Annotated in this window: 22 protein-coding genes; 8 read left to right on the forward strand and 14 right to left on the reverse strand. The window is 66.5% G+C overall.

What is annotated here, in order from left to right; translation table 11 throughout:
• Positions 1–15 precede the first annotated feature (15 nt).
• From purC to KZ810_RS03905, 3 genes are all read right to left on the reverse strand, one after another.
• Positions 16–795, reverse strand: a complete 780-nt coding sequence (gene purC, locus KZ810_RS03895) for a phosphoribosylaminoimidazolesuccinocarboxamide synthase (protein WP_219767645.1) — start codon at positions 793–795, stop codon at positions 16–18.
• Between the two features lie 128 nt (positions 796–923).
• Positions 924–1,808: an alpha/beta hydrolase gene (locus KZ810_RS03900; RefSeq protein WP_258044333.1), complete on the reverse strand. Its 885-nt coding sequence runs from the start codon at positions 1,806–1,808 to the stop codon at positions 924–926.
• Between the two features lie 59 nt (positions 1,809–1,867).
• On the reverse strand, positions 1,868–2,575 hold the full coding sequence (locus KZ810_RS03905) for an AcvB/VirJ family lysyl-phosphatidylglycerol hydrolase (RefSeq protein WP_308461477.1): 708 nt from the start codon (positions 2,573–2,575) through the stop codon (positions 1,868–1,870).
• Between the two features lie 160 nt (positions 2,576–2,735).
• Between KZ810_RS03905 and parC the strand changes: the two genes are divergently transcribed.
• Positions 2,736–4,994: a DNA topoisomerase IV subunit A gene (parC, locus tag KZ810_RS03910; protein WP_219767648.1), complete on the forward strand. Its 2,259-nt coding sequence runs from the start codon at positions 2,736–2,738 to the stop codon at positions 4,992–4,994.
• Positions 4,995–5,184: 190 nt separating this feature from the next.
• Entirely contained in the window at positions 5,185–6,744 is a 1,560-nt protein-coding gene (locus tag KZ810_RS03915; protein WP_258044414.1) for a putative bifunctional diguanylate cyclase/phosphodiesterase, read from the forward strand.
• Here KZ810_RS03915 and KZ810_RS03920 read toward each other — a convergent pair.
• From KZ810_RS03920 to KZ810_RS03935, 4 genes are read right to left on the reverse strand one after another with little or no spacing between them, the layout of a single operon-like run.
• Complete coding sequence (locus KZ810_RS03920; protein WP_219767650.1) at positions 6,741–7,940, reverse strand: CCA tRNA nucleotidyltransferase; 1,200 nt, start codon at positions 7,938–7,940, stop codon at positions 6,741–6,743. The genes KZ810_RS03915 and KZ810_RS03920 overlap by 4 nt on opposite strands.
• Positions 7,928–8,536: a CoA pyrophosphatase gene (locus KZ810_RS03925; protein WP_219767651.1), complete on the reverse strand. Its 609-nt coding sequence runs from the start codon at positions 8,534–8,536 to the stop codon at positions 7,928–7,930. The genes KZ810_RS03920 and KZ810_RS03925 overlap by 13 nt, the downstream gene beginning before the upstream one ends.
• Positions 8,533–9,108 carry a DUF1285 domain-containing protein gene (locus KZ810_RS03930; protein ID WP_219767652.1) on the reverse strand — a complete coding sequence of 192 codons (576 nt, stop codon included), beginning with the start codon at positions 9,106–9,108 and terminating at the stop codon, positions 8,533–8,535. Before KZ810_RS03930 ends, KZ810_RS03925 begins: the two co-directional genes overlap by 4 nt.
• A gap of 48 nt (positions 9,109–9,156) precedes the next feature.
• On the reverse strand, positions 9,157–9,666 hold the full coding sequence (locus KZ810_RS03935; RefSeq protein WP_219767653.1) for a GNAT family N-acetyltransferase: 510 nt from the start codon (positions 9,664–9,666) through the stop codon (positions 9,157–9,159).
• A 117-nt stretch (positions 9,667–9,783) separates the two neighbouring features.
• Between KZ810_RS03935 and KZ810_RS03940 the strand changes: the two genes are divergently transcribed.
• Positions 9,784–10,155, forward strand: a complete 372-nt coding sequence (locus tag KZ810_RS03940; RefSeq protein WP_219767654.1) for a dihydroneopterin aldolase — start codon at positions 9,784–9,786, stop codon at positions 10,153–10,155.
• On the opposite strand, the gene KZ810_RS03945 is transcribed toward KZ810_RS03940, so the two are convergent.
• On the reverse strand, positions 10,130–10,876 hold the full coding sequence (locus KZ810_RS03945) for a hypothetical protein (protein WP_308461478.1): 747 nt from the start codon (positions 10,874–10,876) through the stop codon (positions 10,130–10,132). The two genes, KZ810_RS03940 and KZ810_RS03945, sit on opposite strands and share 26 nt — an antisense overlap.
• 380 nt (positions 10,877–11,256) lie before the next feature.
• On the opposite strand from KZ810_RS03945, the gene KZ810_RS03950 reads away from it, so the two are divergent.
• The 5 genes from KZ810_RS03950 (at position 11,257) to KZ810_RS03970 (ending at position 14,763) form a co-directional block, all read left to right on the forward strand.
• Complete coding sequence (locus KZ810_RS03950; protein ID WP_219767655.1) at positions 11,257–11,931, forward strand: energy transducer TonB; 675 nt, start codon at positions 11,257–11,259, stop codon at positions 11,929–11,931.
• Between the two features lie 46 nt (positions 11,932–11,977).
• Entirely contained in the window at positions 11,978–12,769 is a 792-nt protein-coding gene (locus KZ810_RS03955; RefSeq protein ID WP_219767656.1) for a MotA/TolQ/ExbB proton channel family protein, read from the forward strand.
• Between the two features lie 93 nt (positions 12,770–12,862).
• Positions 12,863–13,336: an ExbD/TolR family protein gene (locus tag KZ810_RS03960; RefSeq protein WP_219767657.1), complete on the forward strand. Its 474-nt coding sequence runs from the start codon at positions 12,863–12,865 to the stop codon at positions 13,334–13,336.
• Between the two features lie 24 nt (positions 13,337–13,360).
• Complete coding sequence (locus tag KZ810_RS03965; RefSeq protein ID WP_373369134.1) at positions 13,361–13,789, forward strand: ExbD/TolR family protein; 429 nt, start codon at positions 13,361–13,363, stop codon at positions 13,787–13,789.
• A 632-nt stretch (positions 13,790–14,421) separates the two neighbouring features.
• Complete coding sequence (locus KZ810_RS03970) at positions 14,422–14,763, forward strand: tetratricopeptide repeat protein (protein WP_219767658.1); 342 nt, start codon at positions 14,422–14,424, stop codon at positions 14,761–14,763.
• A gap of 258 nt (positions 14,764–15,021) precedes the next feature.
• On the opposite strand, the gene dcd is transcribed toward KZ810_RS03970, so the two are convergent.
• From dcd to KZ810_RS04000, 6 genes are all read right to left on the reverse strand, one after another.
• A complete protein-coding gene (dcd, locus tag KZ810_RS03975) occupies positions 15,022–15,576 on the reverse strand; it encodes a dCTP deaminase (protein WP_219767659.1) in 555 nt (184 codons plus the stop codon).
• A gap of 244 nt (positions 15,577–15,820) precedes the next feature.
• Positions 15,821–17,110, reverse strand: coding sequence for a sensor histidine kinase (locus KZ810_RS03980; RefSeq protein ID WP_219767746.1), 1,290 nt, complete (start codon positions 17,108–17,110; stop codon positions 15,821–15,823).
• Positions 17,111–17,151: 41 nt separating this feature from the next.
• Positions 17,152–17,871, reverse strand: coding sequence for a response regulator (locus tag KZ810_RS03985; protein WP_219767745.1), 720 nt, complete (start codon positions 17,869–17,871; stop codon positions 17,152–17,154).
• Positions 17,872–17,949: 78 nt separating this feature from the next.
• Positions 17,950–18,543: a hypothetical protein gene (locus KZ810_RS03990; protein ID WP_219767660.1), complete on the reverse strand. Its 594-nt coding sequence runs from the start codon at positions 18,541–18,543 to the stop codon at positions 17,950–17,952.
• 115 nt (positions 18,544–18,658) lie between these two features.
• The gene (locus tag KZ810_RS03995) at positions 18,659–19,444 is read right to left on the reverse strand and encodes a thioesterase family protein (RefSeq protein ID WP_219767661.1); all 786 of its coding nucleotides are present in this window, start codon (positions 19,442–19,444) and stop codon (positions 18,659–18,661) included.
• Positions 19,441–20,982, reverse strand: coding sequence for a class I adenylate-forming enzyme family protein (locus KZ810_RS04000; RefSeq protein WP_219767662.1), 1,542 nt, complete (start codon positions 20,980–20,982; stop codon positions 19,441–19,443). The genes KZ810_RS03995 and KZ810_RS04000 overlap by 4 nt, the downstream gene beginning before the upstream one ends.
• Between the last annotated feature and the right edge of the window lie 22 nt (positions 20,983–21,004).

Raw genomic sequence — 21,004 nt, forward strand, 5'->3', positions numbered from 1 at the left:
TCGCGGTCAATGCACTTACTTGCCGCGCTTCTTTCGATGAGTTTCCATGTCCAGCACAGCATTCTCGCTGCCTTCGGGGAGGAGACCCAGCCGGCGCGCGACCTCCTGATACGCCTCGACCTCGCCGCCGAGATCGCGGCGGAAGCGGTCCTTGTCGAGCTTCTCGTCGCTGTCCATGTCCCACAGGCGGCAGCAATCGGGGCTGATCTCGTCCGCGAGGATGATGCGGCTATAGTCGTTGTCCCAGATACGTCCGAACTCGAGCTTGAAGTCGACGAGGCGGATGCCGACGCCCGCGAACAGGCCGCACAGGAAATCGTTCACGCGGATCGCCAGATCGGCGATGTCGTGCATCTCCTCCTGGCTCGCCCAGCCGAATGCCGCGATATGCTCGTCGGTGATCATCGGATCGCCGAGCTCGTCCGACTTGTAGGCGTATTCGATGATCGTGCGCGGAAGCTGGACACCTTCCTCGATCCCGAGGCGCTTTGACAGCGATCCCGCGGCGACGTTGCGCACCATCACCTCGACGGGGACGATTTCCACCTGTCGAATGAGCTGCTCGCGCATGTTGAGACGACGTATGAAGTGCGTCGGCACGCCGATATGACCCAGCAGCGTATAGATGTGCTCGCTGATGCGGTTGTTAAGCACGCCCTTGCCGTTGATCGTGCCCTTCTTCTGTGCGTTGAAGGCGGTCGCGTCGTCCTTGAAATACTGGATCAGCGTGCCCGGCTCGGGACCCTCGTACAGGATCTTCGCCTTGCCCTCGTAGATCTGCCGCCTGCGCGCCATTGATCGACCTTTCGCGAAATAATGACGCCCCGGAAACGCGGACCTGGGCCGCGAGACCGGGGCGATGTTGCGCGGCGCTATACGGGAAAGGTCGCCGCCCGAAAAGAGGTTCTGCTGCGATGCGGCGATCAGCGTGCGGTGTCGAGACGCCGATCGGGAACGTGAAGTTGTTCGAGCAGCAGCCGCTTGGCCTCGCGCCACGCCGCCGTTTCAGGGGTCACGAGTTCGACGTGCCCCGTGTCCGGTACGGTGTGCAGCAGCGCGCGATCACCGGCAGCGGTGGCGCGCGCGACATAGTCGGTCGCCATGCGATAGGGGATGATCCTGTCCTCGCGTCCGTTGACCAGATCCTGACCGACGCCTAGCGGGAACAGTCGTGGCACCGACGTGTCGCTGTACGGATCGGCACGACCAGACCCGACCAGCTTGCCGACGACGGCTGTCCCGCAACCGTTATCCGGGCTTTTCGCGGTTGCCTCGAGGTCGGGCAGGCCACCGAGGCTGACGACGTGCGCGAGGTGGAGCGGGTGGGCAACCCGCAGCGGGCTGGCGGCGGGCAATCGCGCGCGCCCAGCCAACCATAGCGCGAGGTGTCCGCCCGCCGAGTGCCCGACCGCGACGACGCGGCGCGTGTCCAGATTGAACGTCCGGGCGGATACAAGCAGTTGGTCGGCGGCCTTTGCAGCATCACTGAAGGTGCCGGGATAGCCGCCGCCGGCGCGGTCGACACCGCGATAGTCAATGTTCCACACCGCCACGCCAGATCGACGCAGATCATCGGCGACCCAGTTCATCAATGTCCGGTCCGCAATCGAGGTCGTCCAGCACCCGCCGTGGACCATCAGCACGGTCGGATGCGGCCCCTTGCCGCGCGGCAGCCACACGTCGACCTTCTGCATCTGATCCTGGCCGTAACTGACGGTGGCGTCCGGTTCGGGGCGCGGGCGTTTGGTGAGGTCGTCCCAGGTCAGCGGTTTGAACGTCGCGGGCGCGGGTGGGGTCGCTTCGGACATGGCGGAAATGCTCCCGAACGCGATGCAAGCGGCTAGGGTGATGAAAAGGCGGCGCTGGCTCATGCGGCCAGCCTGCCACGTAGCGCCGCCGGCGTCACCCGCGCGATCGCGTGAAGGACATGGCGAAGCAATCCCGCCTCGTCATGTCGAATGTTGTGCCCCCCCGGCATGCCGACGATCCGCGCGCCCGGTACGCGCAACTGGGGGCAGAGGCTATCATCTTCTTCGACGCCGAAGATGCAGGTGAGTGGCGCCCATGAAAGCGTGCGGGCGGTGCTGATCCCCAGGCTGTCGGGCTCGCCACGATACGCGATGCTGCTCGGATCGGCGCGGAAGAAGACCGTCTCGCCCGGGAGAATCAGGATGATCGCGGCTACCCGTGCGCGTAGGTCTTCGGGCAGATCTGCGAGGCCGGTCTGGACAACGTCGGCCCCGTAGGACTGGCCAATGACGACGATCCGCCCCGCACCCGTACGTGCGAGCGCAGTGCGGATGCCGTTGGCGACGATCGCGTCGATGTCGGCACGCGTGCGACGGCGGCGGAACAGCGTCGGCGTGACAACCGCCATCGTCGTGATGCCATGCTCGGTCAGCCCACGCATCGTCGAGGCGCCGAGCAGGAACCGCACCCCCATGTCGCCCGAAAAGTTGACGGCGGCGATCGGCAAGGGGCGGCCCTTCGCCGGGTACAGTTCGTACGGGTCGCGATTGAAATAGCCCGCGAGGCTGACCAGGATGCAGATGATCGCGGAGATGACCGCGGTCACGATGACGCCGCGTCGAACACGGCGGGAGGGGGCGGAGGAACGCGGCACGATCGAGACTCACGAATGACGAACGCGGCCTATAGCGCGCGGTCGCGAGCAAGCCCATGCGGTACGGCCCCCTTAACGCCGCCCGTGCGGGCTGATAGGTGATGACGCGACGATGCCGACCAAGATCACCGACCTGCCCGATCATCCGCCCGTTGGCGTGCTCGATGCGCCGTTCGACAGCGCGCTGTCCGAACGTTACCTCGTCTACGCGCTGTCGACGATCACCGCGCGCTCGCTTCCCGACGTGCGCGATGGACTGAAGCCCGTGCACCGCCGATTACTGTGGGCGATGAGGCTGTTACGCCTTGATCCTGCGGCGGGGTACAAGAAGTGCGCGCGCGTCGTCGGTGACGTGATCGGCAAATACCACCCGCACGGCGATCAGTCGGTCTACGACGCGATGGTGCGGCTCGCGCAGGATTTTGCGCTTCGCTATCCGCTCGTCGACGGGCAGGGTAATTTCGGCAACATCGACGGCGATAATGCCGCTGCCTATCGCTACACCGAGGCACGGCTGACGCAGGTCGCGATCGACCTGATGGACGGGCTCGACGAAGACGCGGTCGAGTTCCGCCCGACGTACAACGGCGAGGAACAGGAACCCGAGTTGTTCCCCGGCGCCTTTCCCAATCTGCTCGCGAACGGTGCCGCCGGGATCGCGGTCGGCATGGCGACGAGCATTCCGCCCCACAACGCCGCCGAACTGCTCGACGCAGCGGTGATGCTGGTCGACCGGCCCGATGCGAGCGACGCCGATGTGCTGGCGTTGGTGAAGGGGCCAGACTTTCCGACCGGAGGTCTGGTGGTCGACCCGCAGGCCGCGCTGACCGAGGCGTACGTGACGGGACGCGGCGCCTTCCGCGTTCGCGCGCGCTGGTCGGTCGAGCGCGAGAAGGGCGGCGGCTGGCAGATCGTCGTCTCGGAAATCCCGTACGGCGTGCAAAAGGGCAAGCTGATCGAGCAGATCGCGGGCCTGATCAACGACAAGAAGCTGCCGATTCTCGCCGACGTCCGCGATGAGAGCGACGCCGAGGTCCGGTTGGTGCTTGAGCCGCGGAGTCGCACCGTCGAGGCGCAGGTTTTGATGGAAGGGCTGTTCCGCCTGTCCGACCTCGAAACGCGCGTGCCGCTCAACCTGAACGTCCTCGACAAGGATCGCACCCCACGCGTCATGAGCCTGCGAGACGCGCTCGCGGCCTGGGTCGAGCACCAGTTCGTTGTATTGCGGCGGCGGACCGAGCACCGACTGGGCAAGATCGCCGATCGGCTCGAACTGGTCGGCGGCTATATCATCGCCTTTCTCAACCTCGACCGCGTCATCGAGATCATCCGCACGGAGGACGAGCCAAAGGCAGTGATGATCGCGGAGTTCGCGCTGACCGACCGGCAGGCCGAGGCGATCCTCAACATGCGGCTGCGATCCCTCCGCCGGCTGGAGGAGTTGGAGCTCAAGCGCGAGCAGGCGAACCTTGAGAAGGAGCAGGCGGACCTCACGCTGCTGCTCGGCAGTGAGGCGCGGCAGCGCACGCGGTTGAAGCGCGACTTCGGGCGTGTTCGTGCGCGCTACGGCCCCGACACGCCGCTGGGCGCACGCCGTACGGGAATTGAGGAAGCAGCGCCGACGCGCGACATTCCGCTGGAGGCAATGATCGAGCGCGAGCCGATCTCCGTGATCCTGTCCGAACGCGGCTGGATTCGCGCGATGAAGGGGCACGTCGATCTGTCAGCGCCCGAGACGCTGAAGTTCAAGGAAGGCGACGGCCCCGCCTTCGCGTTTCACGCGCAGACGACGGACAAACTTCTGCTCGCGGCCGCCAATGGCCGGTTCTACACGCTCGCCGCCGACAAACTGCCCGGCGGGCGGGGTTTCGGCGAACCGGTTCGCGCGACGATCGATCTGGACGGCAGCGTCGGAATCGTCGCTTTCCTGCCGGTACGCGGCGCCGAACGTCTTTTGCTCGCGGCGAGCGACGGGCGGGGCTTCGTCGTCAACACCGCAGATACGATCGCGGAAACCCGCAAGGGAAAGAATGTGATGTCACCGCGCGCGGGCGCGACGCTGATGGTGGTTCGTCCGCTGGCTGCTGAGGACGATTACGTCGCGGTGATCGGTGACAATCGCAAGCTGCTCGTCTTCCCGCTCGCCGAACTGCCCGAGATGGCGCGGGGACAGGGCGTACAATTGCAACGCTATCGCGAAGGCGGGCTGGCGGACGCCAAGACCTTCGTCTTTGCGCAAGGGCTTAGCTGGATGATGCGGGGCGAAACCAGGCGTACCCGTACCGAGGCCGACCTGAACCCGTGGCGGACCGCGCGCGGGGCTGCGGGTCGGATGCCCCCGACCGGGTTTCCGCGCGACAACCGGTTCTGACCTCGCGGATGCACGTCATCGTGCGGCCTCTAATTGCTAAGGTAATCGGGCTTTAATCACTGCTTGGCTATCGTTGTCAGCGATGGTCAGCAGCTTGTCCTACGTCGCCAACCTCGACGCGCCGCTCGTCCTGCCACCCGGCCTGTCGCCGGGTGAGCGGGCGCTCGAGCTCGTGCCGCTGCCGTTGCTGATGGCGTCGCTTCACGGCGATACGATCGTGCACGAGGCATCGAACCGCGCCTTTGTCCGTGCGCAGATCGGCGCGAAAAACAGCCTCGACCCGATCATCCGCGCCTTTCTCAACAGCGACGCGCGCATTGCCGAACACCAGTGGCAGTCGGGCGGCGAGGTCGAGCGGCGCTATTTCCGCGTTTGCCTGTCGCGCATCACGGTCCGTAATGAGCCCACCTGCGTCGTCTCCCTCGTCGACCACACCGCGGAAGTACGGACCGAGGAGACGCTACGGCGCGAGATGGCGACCGATTCGCTGACCGGCCTTCCCAATCGTGGCGGCTTCACCGACGCGCTCGACGCGGCGATCGCGCACCAATCGCGGCGCTGGGCGGTGCTGATGGTCGATCTGGAGCGGTTCAGCCGGATCAACGCGTGCCTTGGCAGCATGGCGGGCGACGAATTGCTCATCACGGTCGCGCGTCGAATCAAGGGGGCGCTGCGCGCGCGCGACGTGCTGGCGCGCACCGGCGGCGACGAATTCGGTATCCTGCTCGCCATCGACGAGCGCGACGACGAGGCGCAGCACGTCGCCAACCGATTGCAGGCGGCGCTCACGACCCCGTTTCGCCTGAGCGATTACGAGATCTGCGTCACCTCCGCGATCGGTATCGCGTTCGGCGACGCGAACGTCGAGCATTCCGAAGACGTGATCCGCCACGCGCAGGTGGCGATGAAGAAGTCCAAGGGAAGCAAGAAGGCCGAGGCGTATCAGACCCGCGCGCTCGATTCGGCGCGCGCGGAATTCGCGATGGAGACGGCGCTACGCCGCGCGATCGACAACGGCGACCTGACGCTGCGCTACCAGCCGATCTGCAACCTCGCGACCGGACAAGTCGAGAGTTTCGAGGCGCTGGCACGGTGGACCGACGAGCATGGCGTGCAGCACCAGCCGTCCGACTTCATTCGGGTGGCGGAGGAATCGGGGCTGATCGTGCCGCTCGGCCGCTGGGCGATCGACGCCGCACTGACGACGTTGGCCGGGTGGGATCGGCGCGGCGACGCGAGCCGCACCATCAAGGTCGGCGTCAACGTGTCACCGATCCAGCTCCAGCGCGACTCAGTCCCCGACGTGGTCGAGCACGCGCTCGCGACATCAGGGATGGCGGGTGACCGGTTGAAGCTCGAACTGACCGAGAGCGCGCTGATCGCAGAGCCCGCGCGCATGGCGCGGATGCTGACGGCGCTCAAGTCGTTGGGGCTGACGATCGCGATGGACGATTTCGGCACCGGCTTTTCGAACCTCGCCTCGCTGCAGAAGCTGCCGATCGACGTGCTCAAGATCGACCGCAGCTTCATCACCGGGATGCTAGCCGACCGCGACAAGATCGCGATCGTGCGCGCGATCCTCAGCCTCTCGCAGGCACTCAGCATGACCACGGTCGCGGAGGGGATCGAGACGCATGATGTCGCGCAGACACTCGCCGCGCTCGGCTGCGCGTCGGGGCAGGGATATGCCTTCGCGCATCCGCTCGAGCCCAACGATGCCTATGAGTTCCTGCTGACGCGCAATCGCTAGCGAGCCTCGGCGAGCGCGGCGACGACCTCTTCGTCGGCGATCACGGACGTACGTGCCGCCTCTGGAAACCCTTCGACGATCCAGCGCGACTCGACCCGCTTCAAGGTGCGCGCAACCAGCGGCCCCTTGTTCAATCCGCGCGCGACGAGATCGCCGCCCCCGACGGCCATGCGCGGTGCCACCCAGTCGGCGAGCGAGGAAACGTCGGCCCCCGCGAGCAATAGGCGATCGAGCGCGATGTTGATACCGCAACGATAGGCGAGCCCGCGCGGGCCTTCGTCGCCCGGCCCCTCCGTGGCTAGGGTGAGTCGCCGGCGATCGGCGTTGCTGAGTTTCAGGCGCGCGCCGACGCTCTCCGCCGCCTCGCGCGGCAGAAGTGCGGCAAGGCGTCGGATCGCGTCGGGCGCAACGCCCGCCGCAGCCTCCCGTTCGGCGACGTCGCGCAGGCGAGCGACGCCGTCGGCATCGATCTCGGGGAGGATCGGGCGGAAGATGCCCGTGTCTTGCATCAATGCGACGACGGTCGTCGCCGACCGCGCGACGAGCAGCTTGAGCAGCTCCGCGGCGATGCGTTCGCGGCTAAGCGCCATCAGGTCGTTCGCGCGCGCGACGCAGGCCGCGAGGCCGTCCTGGTCGATGTCGTCGCCGAAGCGTGCGTGAAACCGGAAGAAGCGCAGGATACGCAAATGGTCTTCCGCGATCCGCTGATAGGGGTCGCCGATGAAACGCACACGGCCCGCCGCCAGATCGGCGAGGCCGCCGAACCAGTCGTAAATCCGGCCGCTGATCGGGTCGGCGTAGAGCGCGTTCATCGTGAAGTCGCGTCGCGCCGCATCCTCGCGCCAATCGTCGGTGTAGGCGACGACGGCATGACGTCCGTCGGTCGAAACGTCGCGGCGCAGCGTCGTGACCTCCACCACCGTGCCCGAGGAGACCGCGGTGACGGTGCCGTGCGCGATACCGGTCGGCACCGCCTTGATCCCCGCCGCCTCCAGCCGAGCGATCACCGCATCCGGCGCATGGACGGTGGCAAGGTCGAGGTCATGCGCGTCGAGCCCGAGCAGCGTATCGCGCACGGCTCCACCGACGAAGCGTGCTTCGCCTGCTGCTGCGCCCAGGACGCTCGCGAGTTGGGCAAGCCCCGGGCGTTGCCGCCACTCCGCGTCGGGGAGGGTGGCCGGGATCACACCGTCCATTGCAGCCGCTGCCCCAGATTGACGATCATCCCCGCGGTCGCACCCCAGATCCGGTGATCGTTCCACGTCATCTCCCAATAGGTTCGCATCTGCCCTTGCCATTCAACCGTGCGCTGTCGGTGATTGGCCGGGTTGAGCAGGAAGTCGAACGGCACCTCGAACACGCGCGCGACCTCACCCTCGTTGGGATGGAGCGGCAGATCGGGGGGCACGACCCCCAGCACCGGCGTGATCGAATATCCGGTCCCGGTGCGATAGCGATCGGTCGGGCCGATCACCGCAACCGCGGATGCCGGAAGCGCCACTTCCTCTTCGGCTTCGCGTAAGGCGGCCTCTACCGCGTCCTCCCCCGGGTCGACACGACCGCCCGGAAAGGCGACCTGCCCTGCGTGTTTGCGCAAGGTGTCGACCCGCTGCGTCAGGATCACGCCGGGGCGCGCACGATCGGTGACGGGGATCAGCACTGCGGCCGGTGTCAGTTCCTCATGCTTAGGCAGATCATCGCGATCCCCCAGCAGGAGCGCGACCTCGACCGGCGACACAAGTGCGCTCGTCAGCCGTTCGGCGAGCGTCGGCGGGGAAGGAGCCGTGTTCACGTGGCCGATGCGACGGGGGCGAGCGAAAAGAAGCCGCCCGAACTCCACACGCCCGGGGTTTCGTCGTCGCCCGCGAGCGCGAATTCGGCCAGCTCGTAATAGATTGCGCGCGATACCAGCGCCTCCAGCCCGCCACGGACGTGGAGATAGGGGTGGGGGCCGTCGTCATGCTCTTCGAACCGCAGCGGATGGTCGGCCGACGCGGTGACGATGTCGCCGGTGTTGAGGCGGAACGCGAGCACCTGATCCCGACCCGAGCCGTCGACCTTCATCTCGACGGCGACGAATGGCGCATCCTCGACCGCGATATCGAGCTTCTCGACCGGGGTGACGAGAACGTAGCCGCCGTCCGCCTCACGCCGCAGGATGCGGCTGAACGCGCGCACCATCGCGGCGCGGCCGATCGGCGATCCCTGATGAAACCAGGTCCCGTCACGCGCGATGCGCATCTCGCTGTCACCGCAGTGTGCGGGGTGCCAGCGTTCGACCGGCGGCAGGCGATCGCTCTCGGCCATGCGGGCGATGTCGGCGACGGTCAGCGTGTCGAAGTCGGGTAGCGGCGCCATGGGCATGACGTGCAGGTAGGATCGTGCGCGCGCGCGGTAAAGGCGCGCCGTCGCTCAGGCGTCGACGCTGACGCGCGGCAGGACCGCCCCCACGCCCGCGGGCACGTGCGTTCCGCGCGCAAGCAGGCGGTGCGGCTCGACCGGTCCGGGCAGCCGCCACCCGCTCGTCCGTTCGGCCGAGAAGCCGAAAAAGCGGGCGTAATATTCGGGATCACCGATCAGCATCAGCGCCGCATCGGGATCCACGGCGTCGAGCGCCGCCTGCATCAGCCGGCGGCCGATGCCGTCCTGCTGCCGCTCGGGCGTGACGGCGACCGGGCCGAGCAGGATCATCGACACCCGCGGATCGCCCGGTGCGTCGGGCACGAACGACACTGGCCAGCACTGGATCGTTCCGACCAGAATATCATCCTCGATTGCGGCGAGGCTCATGCCTGCCAGCGGGCGGGTACCGGCGCGCAAGGCATAAGCGGTGCGACCGTGGCGATCGCGACCGAAGGCGCGATCGAGCAAATGCTCGACCGTAACCTGATCCACCTCGTCGATCGGTACCAATTCGATCATTCGCCATCCCTCTATGCCCGTGGCGCGGGCCGGGCGCCGCGCCCTTAGCGGAGCACGGGTCTAACGCAAGCGCGTCGTGACTGGCGCGCGCGTGCTGCTAGGGCTAACGGCGCCGGAATGAACGATACGCTCGAACTCGAGGTGCACGATCTCGAGGTGCCAGTGCTGACCGGCATCTATTCCGAAGAAACCCATCTGCCTCAGCCGCTGCGAATTTCGCTGACCGTGCTGCTCGATGCGCCCGCGCATTTTGCGCCCGACACGCCGTTGGCGGCGTCGAAGAATTACCTCGACCTGAAATACGCCGCGACGACCGCGCTGGAGAGCGCGGGGCATTTCACGCTGATCGAGGCGGTCGCCGATCACATCTGCGAGACGCTGTTCCTGCAGGACACCCGTGTTCAGCGCGTGAAGGTGAAGATCGTCAAGCTCGCGATCGCCGAGGCCGGCGAGGCGATCGGCATCACGATGGTACGCCACCGCCGCTGATCGCATCCGCCGCGCCGGTGCCGCGGCAGGCGCCGAGTTGCTGGATGACGAACGCATAATCCTCGCGCGCGTGCGCCGCATCGCTTTCTGCCAGCGCGCCCGTCGCAGCATCGGGTAACATACGTGGCAGGAAGCAGGCGAGGCGGTACCACAGCAACGTGTCGCGCGCGGGCGCGGTCGCGTTCTCGTCGATCACCTCGCTGAGCGCGATCGACCAGCGCGGCTGCTCACCCGGACGGCGCAGGACCGACACCGCCGCGGGCCGATCACCGCGCGTCAGCAGGAAGATCTGCGTTTCACCTTCGCCGGGCAGGCTGCCGGGCACGTAGAAAGCGCTCTTTACCCCCGTGATAACGGGCGGCGCGTCGGTGCTCGCCGCCGCGGTCGCGATACGCCGGGTCAGCGCGTCGGCGGCGGGGGACCATGCGCGCTGCGCATCCTTGGCGACGAGCTGGATCTGATCGGGGCGATTCGCGACGGGCCGCGCAAAGGCGAGTACGCGCTGCTTCTTGAGCGCAGGCGCGCGGCCGCGCGGGTCGAGCGGCACGTCAACCAGCCATCCCACTCGCGCCGGTATCGCGCCGGTGCCACGAACCAGCGTGCCGACGTCGCCCTCGACGTAGAAGCGTGCGGCGTTGGCGGCGACGCCTGCCGCCTCGGCGCCCTTGATTCGCGTGGCGGAGCGGATCGTGGCGTCGACGATCAGCGGACTATCGACCACCAGGTCCGCGAAATCGGCGTAGGACAGCGCCGGAACACCTGCGACTCCGACAGCGCTGACAGGGTTCGTCGGTGCGGCCACTTGCGCGAGAGCGGGGGCAGCGAGCGTTAGAACGGCCGGAACGGCGAGCATGGTGAATGGCTTGCGGGCAGACATCCCCCATTGATACGCCCGCGGAGGTGAACGAAACAGAAATTATTCTGTCATCTCGCGCTTGTACGTTTGTTGCGCCCGACAAAGCGTTTGCGTCGCTTCCGGTGCCGCGATAGAAACCGTGACGCTACGGCCTTCCCGAAAGGGGAGCGTCGTGGGTTGTTTTCGACGGTCGGGTTTGTCCGACCGCCCAACAGGGCCGCAGGATGAGGGAGTTTCGTTGCTGAATGGCCTATTCTGACCAGAAGATGAGCGGGAGCAAAATCACCGCATTGGTGATCGTGGCATTGGTCCACCTTGCTCTCGGCTACGCCTTCGTGACCGGCCTTGCGACCAACTTCGTGAAGAAGCAGGTTGAGAAGCTGAACACGTTTGACGTGGAAGAACCGCCGCCCCCGCCGCCGGATGAGCCGCCGCCCCCGCCGCCCGACATTCCGATGTCGCCGCCGCCGGTCGTCTCGCCGCCGCCGATCGTTCGTAACCCGAACCCGCCGCCCGTGGTGATCAACACGACGCCGAACCCGCCGCCGGTCTACGTACCGACGCCGGTCGTGGCGCCGCCTGCTCCCCCGGCACCTGCGCCTGCTCCCCCCGCACCCGCGGTCAGCAAGGCTGCCGGTCTGAAGGGTAATCCGGGTCAGTTCTTCGGTGCGGACAATTATCCTCCCTCGGCCATCCGCGCCGAAGAGGAAGGTCGCGTCGTCGCGAAGCTGACGGTGGGCACCGATGGTCGTGTGACGGATTGCGTCGTCACGACGTCGAGCAATTCATCCGCGCTCGATCAGGCTACCTGCCGGATCGCCAAGAGCCGGGTGCGTTTCTCGCCCGCGCAGGACGCCTCGGGCACGCCCATCGCTTCCAGCTACACGCTGCCGGTTCGCTGGGTTCTGCCGCGCGACTGATACGACACGTCAATCGAGCTAAGCTTTTTAGAGGGAATACCACCGCATGATCATCAACATCCTGGCCGCGGGTGGAACCGCGGCCGCAGAGAACCAGTTCGGACTTCAGCAGGCGCTGAAGGAAGGCGGCATCATCTCGCAGTCGGTCTTCACCATCCTGGTGCTGATGTCGGTTGTGTCGTTCTACATCCTGTTCTCGAAGCTGTTCGAGCAGCAGAAGATCATCAACCAGGCGAAGCGCATGCGCGCCGGCTTCTGGTCGTCGAACTCGCTGCGCGAGGGCTCGGCCAAGCTCGAGAAGAACTCGGCTTACAAGCAGCTCGTCGACGACGGCCTCGCCGCGCAGGACCAGCACGCGCAGCTGACCGATCCGGTCGAGGCGCACGACTGGCTGCACGGCTCGCTCGCTCGCTCGGAGGCCGCGATCAACTCGAAGCTGGGCGGTGGTCTGGCGTTCCTCGCGACCGTCGGCGCGACCGCGCCGTTCATCGGTCTGTTCGGCACCGTGGTCGGCATCTACCGCGCGCTGATCAAGATCGGCGCGTCGGGCGATCCCTCGATCGACAAGGTCGCTGGTCCGGTCGGTGAGGCGCTCATCATGACCGCACTCGGCCTGGTCGTCGCGGTTCCGGCCGTGCTCGCCTACAACTGGCTGCAGCGCCGCAACAAGTCGATCGCGGAGGACCTGTCGGCCTTCTCGAACGACGTGCTCGGCTTCCTTGCCTCGAACGGCAAGGTGCGTCCGTCGATCGGCAACACCGCGACCAAGGCGCCGGTGAAGCCGGCCGGTGCGACCGCCACCGCCGGTCAGGCTGGTGGCGTGCAGACCCGCGCATAAGAAAAGGGTGGGGGACCGCGCCGGCTTGGTGCGGTCCCGCCACTGGTCCGGCGGGCGGTTTCCCGTCGGACGGAGAATAGGAAAGCCTGACATATGGCGATGAGCGTTGGTGGCGATAACACCGAGAAACCTTTGTCGGACATCAACACGACGCCCCTCGTGGACGTCATGCTGGTGCTCCTCATCATCTTCCTGATCGCGGTTCCGGTCGCGATCCAGACGGTCAAGGTGAAGCTGCCCGACGTCCGCTTCGATCCGACGACGACCAAGCCGGAAAACGTGTCGTTGTCGATCACCTCGGACCCGTCGGGCGCGTGCAAGGTCTATTGGGGGGTCACCCCCGTCACGCAGACCGAGCTGCTCGACCGTGCCGTCGCGAAGCTGAAGACCGAGATCGCGCGTCAGGGTGGCCCGAATGCGGCCGGCCTCGAACTGCCCGAAGCGCATATCCGCGGTGACGTGGACACGCCGTGGCACTGCATCGGCGGCGCCATCTTCAACATGCAGCAGGCGGGCTTCGCGCGCGTCGGCTTCATCTCGCAGCCCGGCGTCGGCGCCGGCGCCTGACACCCGGCCAGAGGAGTAGCTTTTATGGCAATGAGTGCGGGGAGCGACGACGGCGAACCCATGATGGAAATGAACACGACGCCGTTGATCGACGTCATGCTCGTGCTCCTCATCATGTTCATCATCACCCTTCCGATTCCGACCCACGCAGTGAAGGTCGATCTGCCGGTCAATGACCCGAACGCGACCAAGCCGCCGGTCGACCCGATCAAGAACAAGATCGCGATCGATGCTGCCGGTACGATCACGTGGAACGGCGCGCCGGTGAACGACACGACGTTGCGGCAGTATCTCGATACGTCCGCGGCAATGACCCCGGAGCCGGAACTGCAGTTCCAGCCCGACCGAAGCTCGCGCTACGAGGTCGTCGACAACACGCTGGCGATCATCAAGCGCTCGGCGGTGACGAAGCTCGGCTTTGTCGGCAACGAACAATACTATAAGGACTTCTAATCGCCCCTCTTGCGATCGGATGTTCGGTTATGGGCGGGCACTCCAAGGTGGAGTGTCCGCCCTTTCTTTATCAGCCGCTCTGCTCTGCTCTGCTCTGCTTGGCGAGACAATGGGGATTAAGACGCGCTCTGGTTGGAAAGGTGATCAGTAGACGACAACTGGCCACGATGGTTAGGCTATTCACCGCATCTGAAGAGACGGATTAAGCAGGACGTCTCGCGAAGCCGTGATATTTGCCGTGGATGGTGCCGCCAACGCGAAGACATTCTTCGTAGGGCGATCCTGGGGGGGCTACGATGCGCAGCACTTTGCGGCGGCTCGAGTAAAAGCTGCTACGATTCACGCCGAAGAATGCTTCGCTTATCGATCCAGCCTACCTCCCGATGGACCTGTCAGCGCGTCACAATCTATCTTCGCTCAACCCCGTACGGTGACATCATGATCACGCCCGTCGCGGAACACCCTCGTTCTACGTCAGCCTCGACCGGATAGCGCGGCGGCCATCGCCACCCACTTCCGGTTACCCTGCGTCATCCTCGGCCCCTGAGGCCGGCGCACCCAATCCACCTCTTGCGCACGTGTAGCAAAAGTGACATCACGATGTCACAAAAGTGAAACGGAGAGGGTTGGTCATGCGCACTTTGGCAATGCTCATCATGGCGGCGGTCGCTGCGACGCCAGCGGCCGCGAGGGATCGTTCGGGCTATACGTCGATCGCCGCGGGGGATTGGTCGCAGGCCGAGGCGACCCTGTCCGCAGAGCGTGCGATCTTCCCGCACCGTCCTGAAATTCTTCTCAATCTCGCGGCGGTCTATTTGCGTACCGACCGGGCAGCGCAGGCTCGCGCGCTCTACGGCGACGTGCTGGCGTCAGAGCCTGTATCGCTCGATCTTGCCAACGGTCACACGGTTTCGTCGCACGTCATCGCGCAGCGTGGCCTGGCGAGGCTTAACACGACCATCGCCGCGCGCTGAGCGATCGATTGTCGGGGAGGCGTCCCGACAGCGTCGTGGACTGCTACGCAGGCACGGCGTTCGCCAAATGGCAACTTGTGCAGGCGATCGAGGCGTGGCGATCGCGCCTCAATTCAACGGTGGGGCGTGACCAATAATGAGCGGTCGCCAGCGCGGAGGGGCGCGGGCCCCAAACCGCACCGGTATGATCTTTCGTGAACCTCTAACTGCGGGAGGAGACCGAAGTGCGAAATACGCAAGATCCAGGCCCCGCTACGCTCACAAGCGGGGCAGCGTGACGCCACGCTGACCCATATATTTGCCCGCGCGGTCGGCATAGCTGACCTCGCACGGCTCGTTGCCTTTGAGAAACAGGAACTGGCACGCGCCTTCGTTGGCATAAATCTTGGCTGGCAGCGGCGTCGTGTTCGAGAATTCGAGCGTGACATGCCCCTCCCAGCCGGGCTCGAGCGGGGTGACGTTCACGATGATGCCACAGCGCGCGTAGGTCGATTTACCAAGGCAGATGACAAGGACGTCACGCGGGACCCGAAAATATTCCACCGTCCTTGCCAGTGCGAAGCTGTTCGGCGGGATGATGCAGACGTCGGTCTTGCGATCGACGAAGCTGTTCTGCGCGAAATCCTTCGGGTCGACGATCGCGTTGTCGACGTTGGTAAAGATCTTGAACTCGTCGGCCACGCGCGCGTCGTAACCGTAGGAGGACAGGCCATAGCTGATGCATGCGTCGCGGCGTTGCGCCTCGACGAACGGCTCGATCATGCGGTCCTGCAACGCGCGCTCGCGAATCCAGCGATCGGATTGAATCGACATGATGGCTACCCCCTGAGACACGCGACCTCTCGCTTGACCGGGCGATCGAGGCAAGGGCGGTTTGAGGCATCTGTGTATGCGGCGGTCGACCGCGGCGAACAAAGCCTTTCAATGACGGAGAGGCTAGCGGCCTCGTATCGTCCTCTCCATGACAGTGGCAGCCGACACGGGGCGAGCGTGCTTCACGCCGCTTGCGGTGAGGTCACGTTCGGATCCGTTAGCGGCTGTCCTGCCGTGTTCGCTGCTAGCGCCCACGGGGAAGCGTGATCTCGGCGCAAAGCCCGCCGCCCTCGCGGTTGCTGAGCGCGATCTGACCGCCCGCTTCCTCGACGATCGCGCGGGCGAGCGCGAGGCCGAGCCCGATCCCGCCCGTCTCGCGGTTCCTCGACGTTTCGAGGCGCGTGAAGGGGGTGAAGACGTCGGCGAGCCGGTCGGCCGGGATGCCGGGACCACGATCCCCCACCGAGATCACCACCGCGTCGGCACTCGAGCGCAGCGTCACCGCGGCCTCGTCACCGTATTTCACGGCATTCTCGATCAGGTTCCGGATCGCGCGGCGGATCAGGGATGGGCGCAACCGGATGCGCAGGCGCGCCGCTTCCTCGAAGGTGACGGCCGCACCGATGTCGCGAAAATCCTCCACCACCGCGTCGACGAGCGAGGCTAGGTCCACCTCGGTCACCGGCTCGCTCGGGCGACCGAGCCGCGCGAGCGACAGGATGTCGTCGAGCGTGCGGTTCATCTCCGCGATCGTCTCGGCCATGCGCGTGCGATCCTGCTCATCCTCGACCGACTCGATCCGCACGCGCAGGGCGGCGAGCGGGGTACGCAGGTCGTGACCGATCGCGCCGAGCATCCGGTCCTTCTCATCGAGCATCGCCGTAACGCGGAGCCGGAGATCGTTGAATGCCGCAGTCACCGCACGGACGTCCGACGGGCCGGCCTCGACGATCGGGACTGGAGGAACGCCGGGGTCGAAGTCGTTGGCGGCAAGCGCCAGCGCACGCAGCGGCCGTGAGATGCGTCGCGCGATCCATAGCACCGCGGCGAGCATGATCGCGTAAAGGATCAGCGTTTGCGCGAACAGGCGCCAGAAGATGTAGCCGCCGCCGCCCGGCCAGGGCGCGACGACCGTCAGCCAGCCGCGTCCGGGCTGCTCGACCGCGATCAACAGTGTCGCCTCGTCATGCCCCAGCCGGCGGTCACGCGGGTCGGGGTAGAGCGGTGCGGGGCGCAGGCCGGTATCGATCTGCCCGACACGCAGGCCGAGTTCCTTCAACTGATCGCGCAACTCGCTCGATACCTCGGGGTGACGCGGCAACGCAGGCCCGATCGGATTTTCGGAGACGCGACGTACCCGACCGCGAGCGGAACTGAGCGGACGGCCCGACTGCTCGCGCTCCAGCGCGTCGGCTAGTCGCGTCGCGACCGGACGGGTCGCCTGCGCCAATCGGAAGTTGGCCCGGTCGCGGAGCACGAGCGTGAAATTGATCGCCTGCGCGACGAACAACGCGACCGCCACCAGCAGCGCCATCTGTCCGGCCAGGCTCTGCGGCCAGCCGACACGGACGCGCGTCAAAGCCGCGTCACCTCGGCCGACAATGCGTAGCCGCCGCCCCAGACCGTCTTGATGAGATCGGGGTTGCGCGGATCGGGCTCGATCTTCTTGCGCAGGCGGCTGACCTGATTGTCGATTGCGCGGTCGAAGGCCGCTGCCTCGCGCCCCTGCGTCAGGTCAAGCAGCTGATCGCGGGTCAACACCTGCCGTGGACGCTGCACCAGCGCCAGCAGCAGATTATATTCGCCGGTCGACAGCGCGACCGACACGCCCTCGCGGTCGACAAGCGCGCGCTCGCCCGTCTTGAGCACCCAGCCGGCAAAGGCATAGGCGCCGGCGTCGGGTGCATGCTGACGCGTCCCGCCCGCGGTGATGCGGCGAAGCACGACCTTGATGCGCGCGGCAAGCTCTCGCGGCGAGAACGGTTTGACGACGTAATCGTCGGCCCCCATCTCGAGCCCGACGATGCGATCGGTTTCCTCGCTGCGCGCGGTCAGCAGGATCACGGGCGTCTCGCTCGTCTCGCGAATGTGGCGGCATAGCGACAAGCCGTCCTCGCCGGGCATCATGATGTCGAGGATGACGAGATCGATCGCGTAGGCGGCGAGCCGCGCACGCGCCGCCTCCGCTTCGCCGACCTGCGTGACGCGGAACCCTTGTTTCGTCAGATATTGCGCGAGCGGCTCTCGGATCGATCGCTCGTCATCGACCAGCAGCAAATGGGGGGTGTCGGCCATGGTGTCGACGTCTGGCATGGTTCGCACCTCGGATGAAAGGCGGACGTGCCGGCAGTTACCTGCCGCCGGCACGTCTGATCAGCGTTGCTCGTCGCCGGGCGGCGGGCCGTGGCGGTCACCGTCGGGCGATCCTGCAAACCGTGCGCGCATCAGCAGGCGGAATGCGTCGATCTCCTGTCGATCGACGCGGCCGTCATGATTGGTGTCGGCGCGATCGAACATGCGAAGCGCGCGCTCGCGGGCCTCCTCACGCGTCTGCGGCCGCATCACGCGGCGCGGGTAAGCGTCCCCGCGCGCGTCGGGCGGCGGCGGCGCGTCGGCGGCGCCGGGCGGGGGAGGTGACGGGATCGTGCCGTCCGCACCGGGCGGAGGCGGATCACGGCGGAGGTCACGCGCGCCGCGGCGTTCTTCACCGCTGATTTTGCCATCGCGGTCGCTGTCACGCGCGGCGAAGCGACGATCGGCGTCCGCGATCACTTCGTCGCGGGTGACGATGCCGTCGCCATTCGCGTCCGCCCGCATCAGCCAGCCGCCGCGCATGCCACCGCCGCGCGGTTCCGGCGGCAGGTCGCGGCCGGGCGTGGCCGGCACCGTCTGCGCGGCGGCGGAAATACCCGGGCCCGCAGTCAGCACGGTCGCGCCGAGTAGCGCGGCGAGCACAAATCTCTTCATTGACGATCCCTCGAACGCAGGCGCGACCATTCCTCGCCCACGTCGGCGATCTAGTCGCCGCCTGTCGCGCGCGTGTGTCCAAGGCACCCGATATTGTCGCGAATTGTGTCGCGCCTCAGGCGAACAGCGCGACCGACTGCATCTGTTCCGCTACCATCTCACCCGCTGCGTTCCAGATCCCCATCTGCTGCGACGACGATCCCGCGCGCGCATAATCCGCGTTGGAGCGAAGCAGCCACCAGCCGTCCTCGGTCGCGGGGGCGGGGCCGAGGACGTTCAGGATCCACGTCATCGAACTCATCGGCACGTTCCGCCCGAGCAGGCGCAGCGCGGCGGGCGGAAGGCAATCGCCGATCGCGATCAGCTCCACCATCGGATCGAGTCCGTCACGCTCGTTCAACCGGGTCCAGCGCAGCCACTCGGCGGGCTTGAGCGCTGGCCCCTCGCGCCGGTCGAGAAATTCGAAGTTGCGCGTGAAGGCGACGTGCGGGTTGCCCTTGAACGTCGTATCGCCGGGGCCGGGGCGCGGAAAGTCGGGCAGGTCGGTCGTCTGATAATCGACCTCGCTCTCGATCGCGCGCATGAACACGAAGGTGCAGCGCAGCCCGAGCCCCGCCTCGCTCTCGACATCGGACTGGATGAAGGCGGCGTTCTTGCCGCGGCGCAGCTTTTGCGTGGTGACCATGATCGGCCCCGACAGCGGGCCGATGAAGCTGACTTGCGCCGATCGTAGCGGCGGCAGATCGTCCTGCGACTGCATCGCACAGTGGAGCGCGATCGCGGCGGACAGACCGCCGTAAGCGGTGCGGCCCTGGAGCCAGTCGTCGGGGATCGCGCCGCGCCACGCCATCTGGTCGCCGGTCGGCTCGAGCGCGTCGAGCACCTGTTTCAACGTCGTCATGCGAACTCCCCCGCGGCGAGCCGGTCGCGCAGCTCGCGTTTCAATACTTTGCCGATCGCGCTGCGCGGCAATTCGTCGGCTCGGTAAAGCGCCGACAGCCGTTGCGTCTTGCCGAGCCGCGCATTGATCTCGTCCAGCACCTCGCCCGCGCTCGCCGTCGGACCTTCGCGTGGTACGTAGAAGCCGACCGGCGTCTCGCCCCACGCGTCCGACGCGACACCGACGACGGTACAATCGGCGACCGCGGGATGTTCCGCCAGCACCGCCTCGATGTCGGACGGGAAGATGTTGAACCCGCCCGAGATGATCATGTCCTTCTTGCGATCGGTCAGGATCAGGAATCCGTCCGCGTCGAAGCGGCCGACGTCGCCGTGGCGGATGAAGCGCTCGCCTTGCGGCGAAATCCACGTCGCGTCCGCCGTCGCCTGTTCGCGGCCGTGATAGCCGTTCATCATCGCACCCGAGCGACCGACGATCTCGCCCATCTCACCCGCGGGCACCTCGCGGCCCTCGTCGTCGATCAGGCGCACCTCGTGGCCGGGCAGCGGCCGGCCGACCGTGTGCAGCTTGTCGCGGTGCTCGGTGGCGTTCAGCGCGCAGCTCGCGCCGCCCTCGGTCATGCCGTAATATTCCACCAGCAACCCCGGCCAGCGCGTCACCACGTCGCGCTTCAACTCTGGTTTAAAGGGGGCCGAAGTGCACGTCTTGAAGCGGAACGACGACAGGTCGAACGCGTCGAAATCGGGCAGTGCCATGATCCGCTGATACTGGACCGGCACCAGCATCGTGTGCGTCGCGCGGTGCCGGGCGGCGAGCTCGAGATAGCGGCGCGCCTCGAACTTCTTCATCAGCACGACACTGCCGCCCCAGGCGAGCGTTGGCAGGAAGCTGACCAGGGTCGTGTTCGAGTAGAGCGGGGTCGCGAGCAACGTCACAGCGGTGTCGAACCCGGCCGCGGTGTTGCGCGACAGATGCTGCCAGCGCATGGCGTGGCTCTGTACGATCCCCTTGGGCACGCCGGTGGTGCCCGACGAATAGATGATGTTGAAGCCGTCGGCTGGCTTGACCGTCACTGCCCGCGGGGTCGCTCCGACGGGAGCGAGCCACCCCTCCAGATCCTCGAGCATCACGACCTCGGCGGGGAAGGTCTGCCCCGCCAGCGCTTCGGCATTGGCGGCGTCGAGGAACACGATCGATGCGCCGCTGTCCGCGATCATGCCGGCGATCTGGGGGGGCGTCGCGGAGGGCTGGATTGGCGCCGCGACCGACCCCGCACGCAAGGCGCCGAGGAACACGACTGCCTGCGCGACACTCGGGTACGACACCGACGCGACGGCCTGACCCGCCCGCGTGCCGCCCTGCTGCAAGGCGGCGGCGACGCGGTCCATTAACCGGTCGAGCTCGCGGTAGCTGATCTGCGTGTCATCGTCGGCGATCGCCAGCTTGTCGGGCCGCTGCTCGGCATGCACGCGGATCAGGTCGGCCAGCGTGCCGAACTCCTCGGCGAGCAGGGCGGCGATGTCGGACTGTTCGCTCATGAACGTGATCGCTAGGCGAACG

It is taken from the genome of Sphingomonas citricola, assembly GCF_019429535.1.
Classification (GTDB): domain Bacteria; phylum Pseudomonadota; class Alphaproteobacteria; order Sphingomonadales; family Sphingomonadaceae; genus Sphingomonas; species Sphingomonas citricola.

Coding starts and splice junctions, on each gene's coding strand:
- purC (WP_219767645.1), bottom strand. CDS start 795: ATGGCGCGCAGGCGGCAGATCTACGAGGGCAAGGCGAAGATCCTGTAC.
- KZ810_RS03900 (WP_258044333.1), bottom strand. CDS start 1,808: ATGTCCGAAGCGACCCCACCCGCGCCCGCGACGTTCAAACCGCTGACC.
- parC (WP_219767648.1), top strand. CDS start 2,736: ATGCCGACCAAGATCACCGACCTGCCCGATCATCCGCCCGTTGGCGTG.
- KZ810_RS03915 (WP_258044414.1), top strand. CDS start 5,185: ATGGCGTCGCTTCACGGCGATACGATCGTGCACGAGGCATCGAACCGC.
- KZ810_RS03920 (WP_219767650.1), bottom strand. CDS start 7,940: ATGGACGGTGTGATCCCGGCCACCCTCCCCGACGCGGAGTGGCGGCAA.
- KZ810_RS03930 (WP_219767652.1), bottom strand. CDS start 9,108: ATGCCCATGGCGCCGCTACCCGACTTCGACACGCTGACCGTCGCCGAC.
- KZ810_RS03935 (WP_219767653.1), bottom strand. CDS start 9,666: ATGATCGAATTGGTACCGATCGACGAGGTGGATCAGGTTACGGTCGAG.
- KZ810_RS03940 (WP_219767654.1), top strand. CDS start 9,784: ATGAACGATACGCTCGAACTCGAGGTGCACGATCTCGAGGTGCCAGTG.
- KZ810_RS03950 (WP_219767655.1), top strand. CDS start 11,257: ATGGCCTATTCTGACCAGAAGATGAGCGGGAGCAAAATCACCGCATTG.
- KZ810_RS03955 (WP_219767656.1), top strand. CDS start 11,978: ATGATCATCAACATCCTGGCCGCGGGTGGAACCGCGGCCGCAGAGAAC.
- KZ810_RS03960 (WP_219767657.1), top strand. CDS start 12,863: ATGGCGATGAGCGTTGGTGGCGATAACACCGAGAAACCTTTGTCGGAC.
- KZ810_RS03965 (WP_373369134.1), top strand. CDS start 13,361: ATGGCAATGAGTGCGGGGAGCGACGACGGCGAACCCATGATGGAAATG.
- KZ810_RS03970 (WP_219767658.1), top strand. CDS start 14,422: ATGCGCACTTTGGCAATGCTCATCATGGCGGCGGTCGCTGCGACGCCA.
- dcd (WP_219767659.1), bottom strand. CDS start 15,576: ATGTCGATTCAATCCGATCGCTGGATTCGCGAGCGCGCGTTGCAGGAC.
- KZ810_RS03980 (WP_219767746.1), bottom strand. CDS start 17,110: ATGGCGCTGCTGGTGGCGGTCGCGTTGTTCGTCGCGCAGGCGATCAAT.
- KZ810_RS03985 (WP_219767745.1), bottom strand. CDS start 17,871: ATGGCCGACACCCCCCATTTGCTGCTGGTCGATGACGAGCGATCGATC.
- KZ810_RS03990 (WP_219767660.1), bottom strand. CDS start 18,543: ATGAAGAGATTTGTGCTCGCCGCGCTACTCGGCGCGACCGTGCTGACT.
- KZ810_RS03995 (WP_219767661.1), bottom strand. CDS start 19,444: ATGACGACGTTGAAACAGGTGCTCGACGCGCTCGAGCCGACCGGCGAC.
- KZ810_RS04000 (WP_219767662.1), bottom strand. CDS start 20,982: ATGAGCGAACAGTCCGACATCGCCGCCCTGCTCGCCGAGGAGTTCGGC.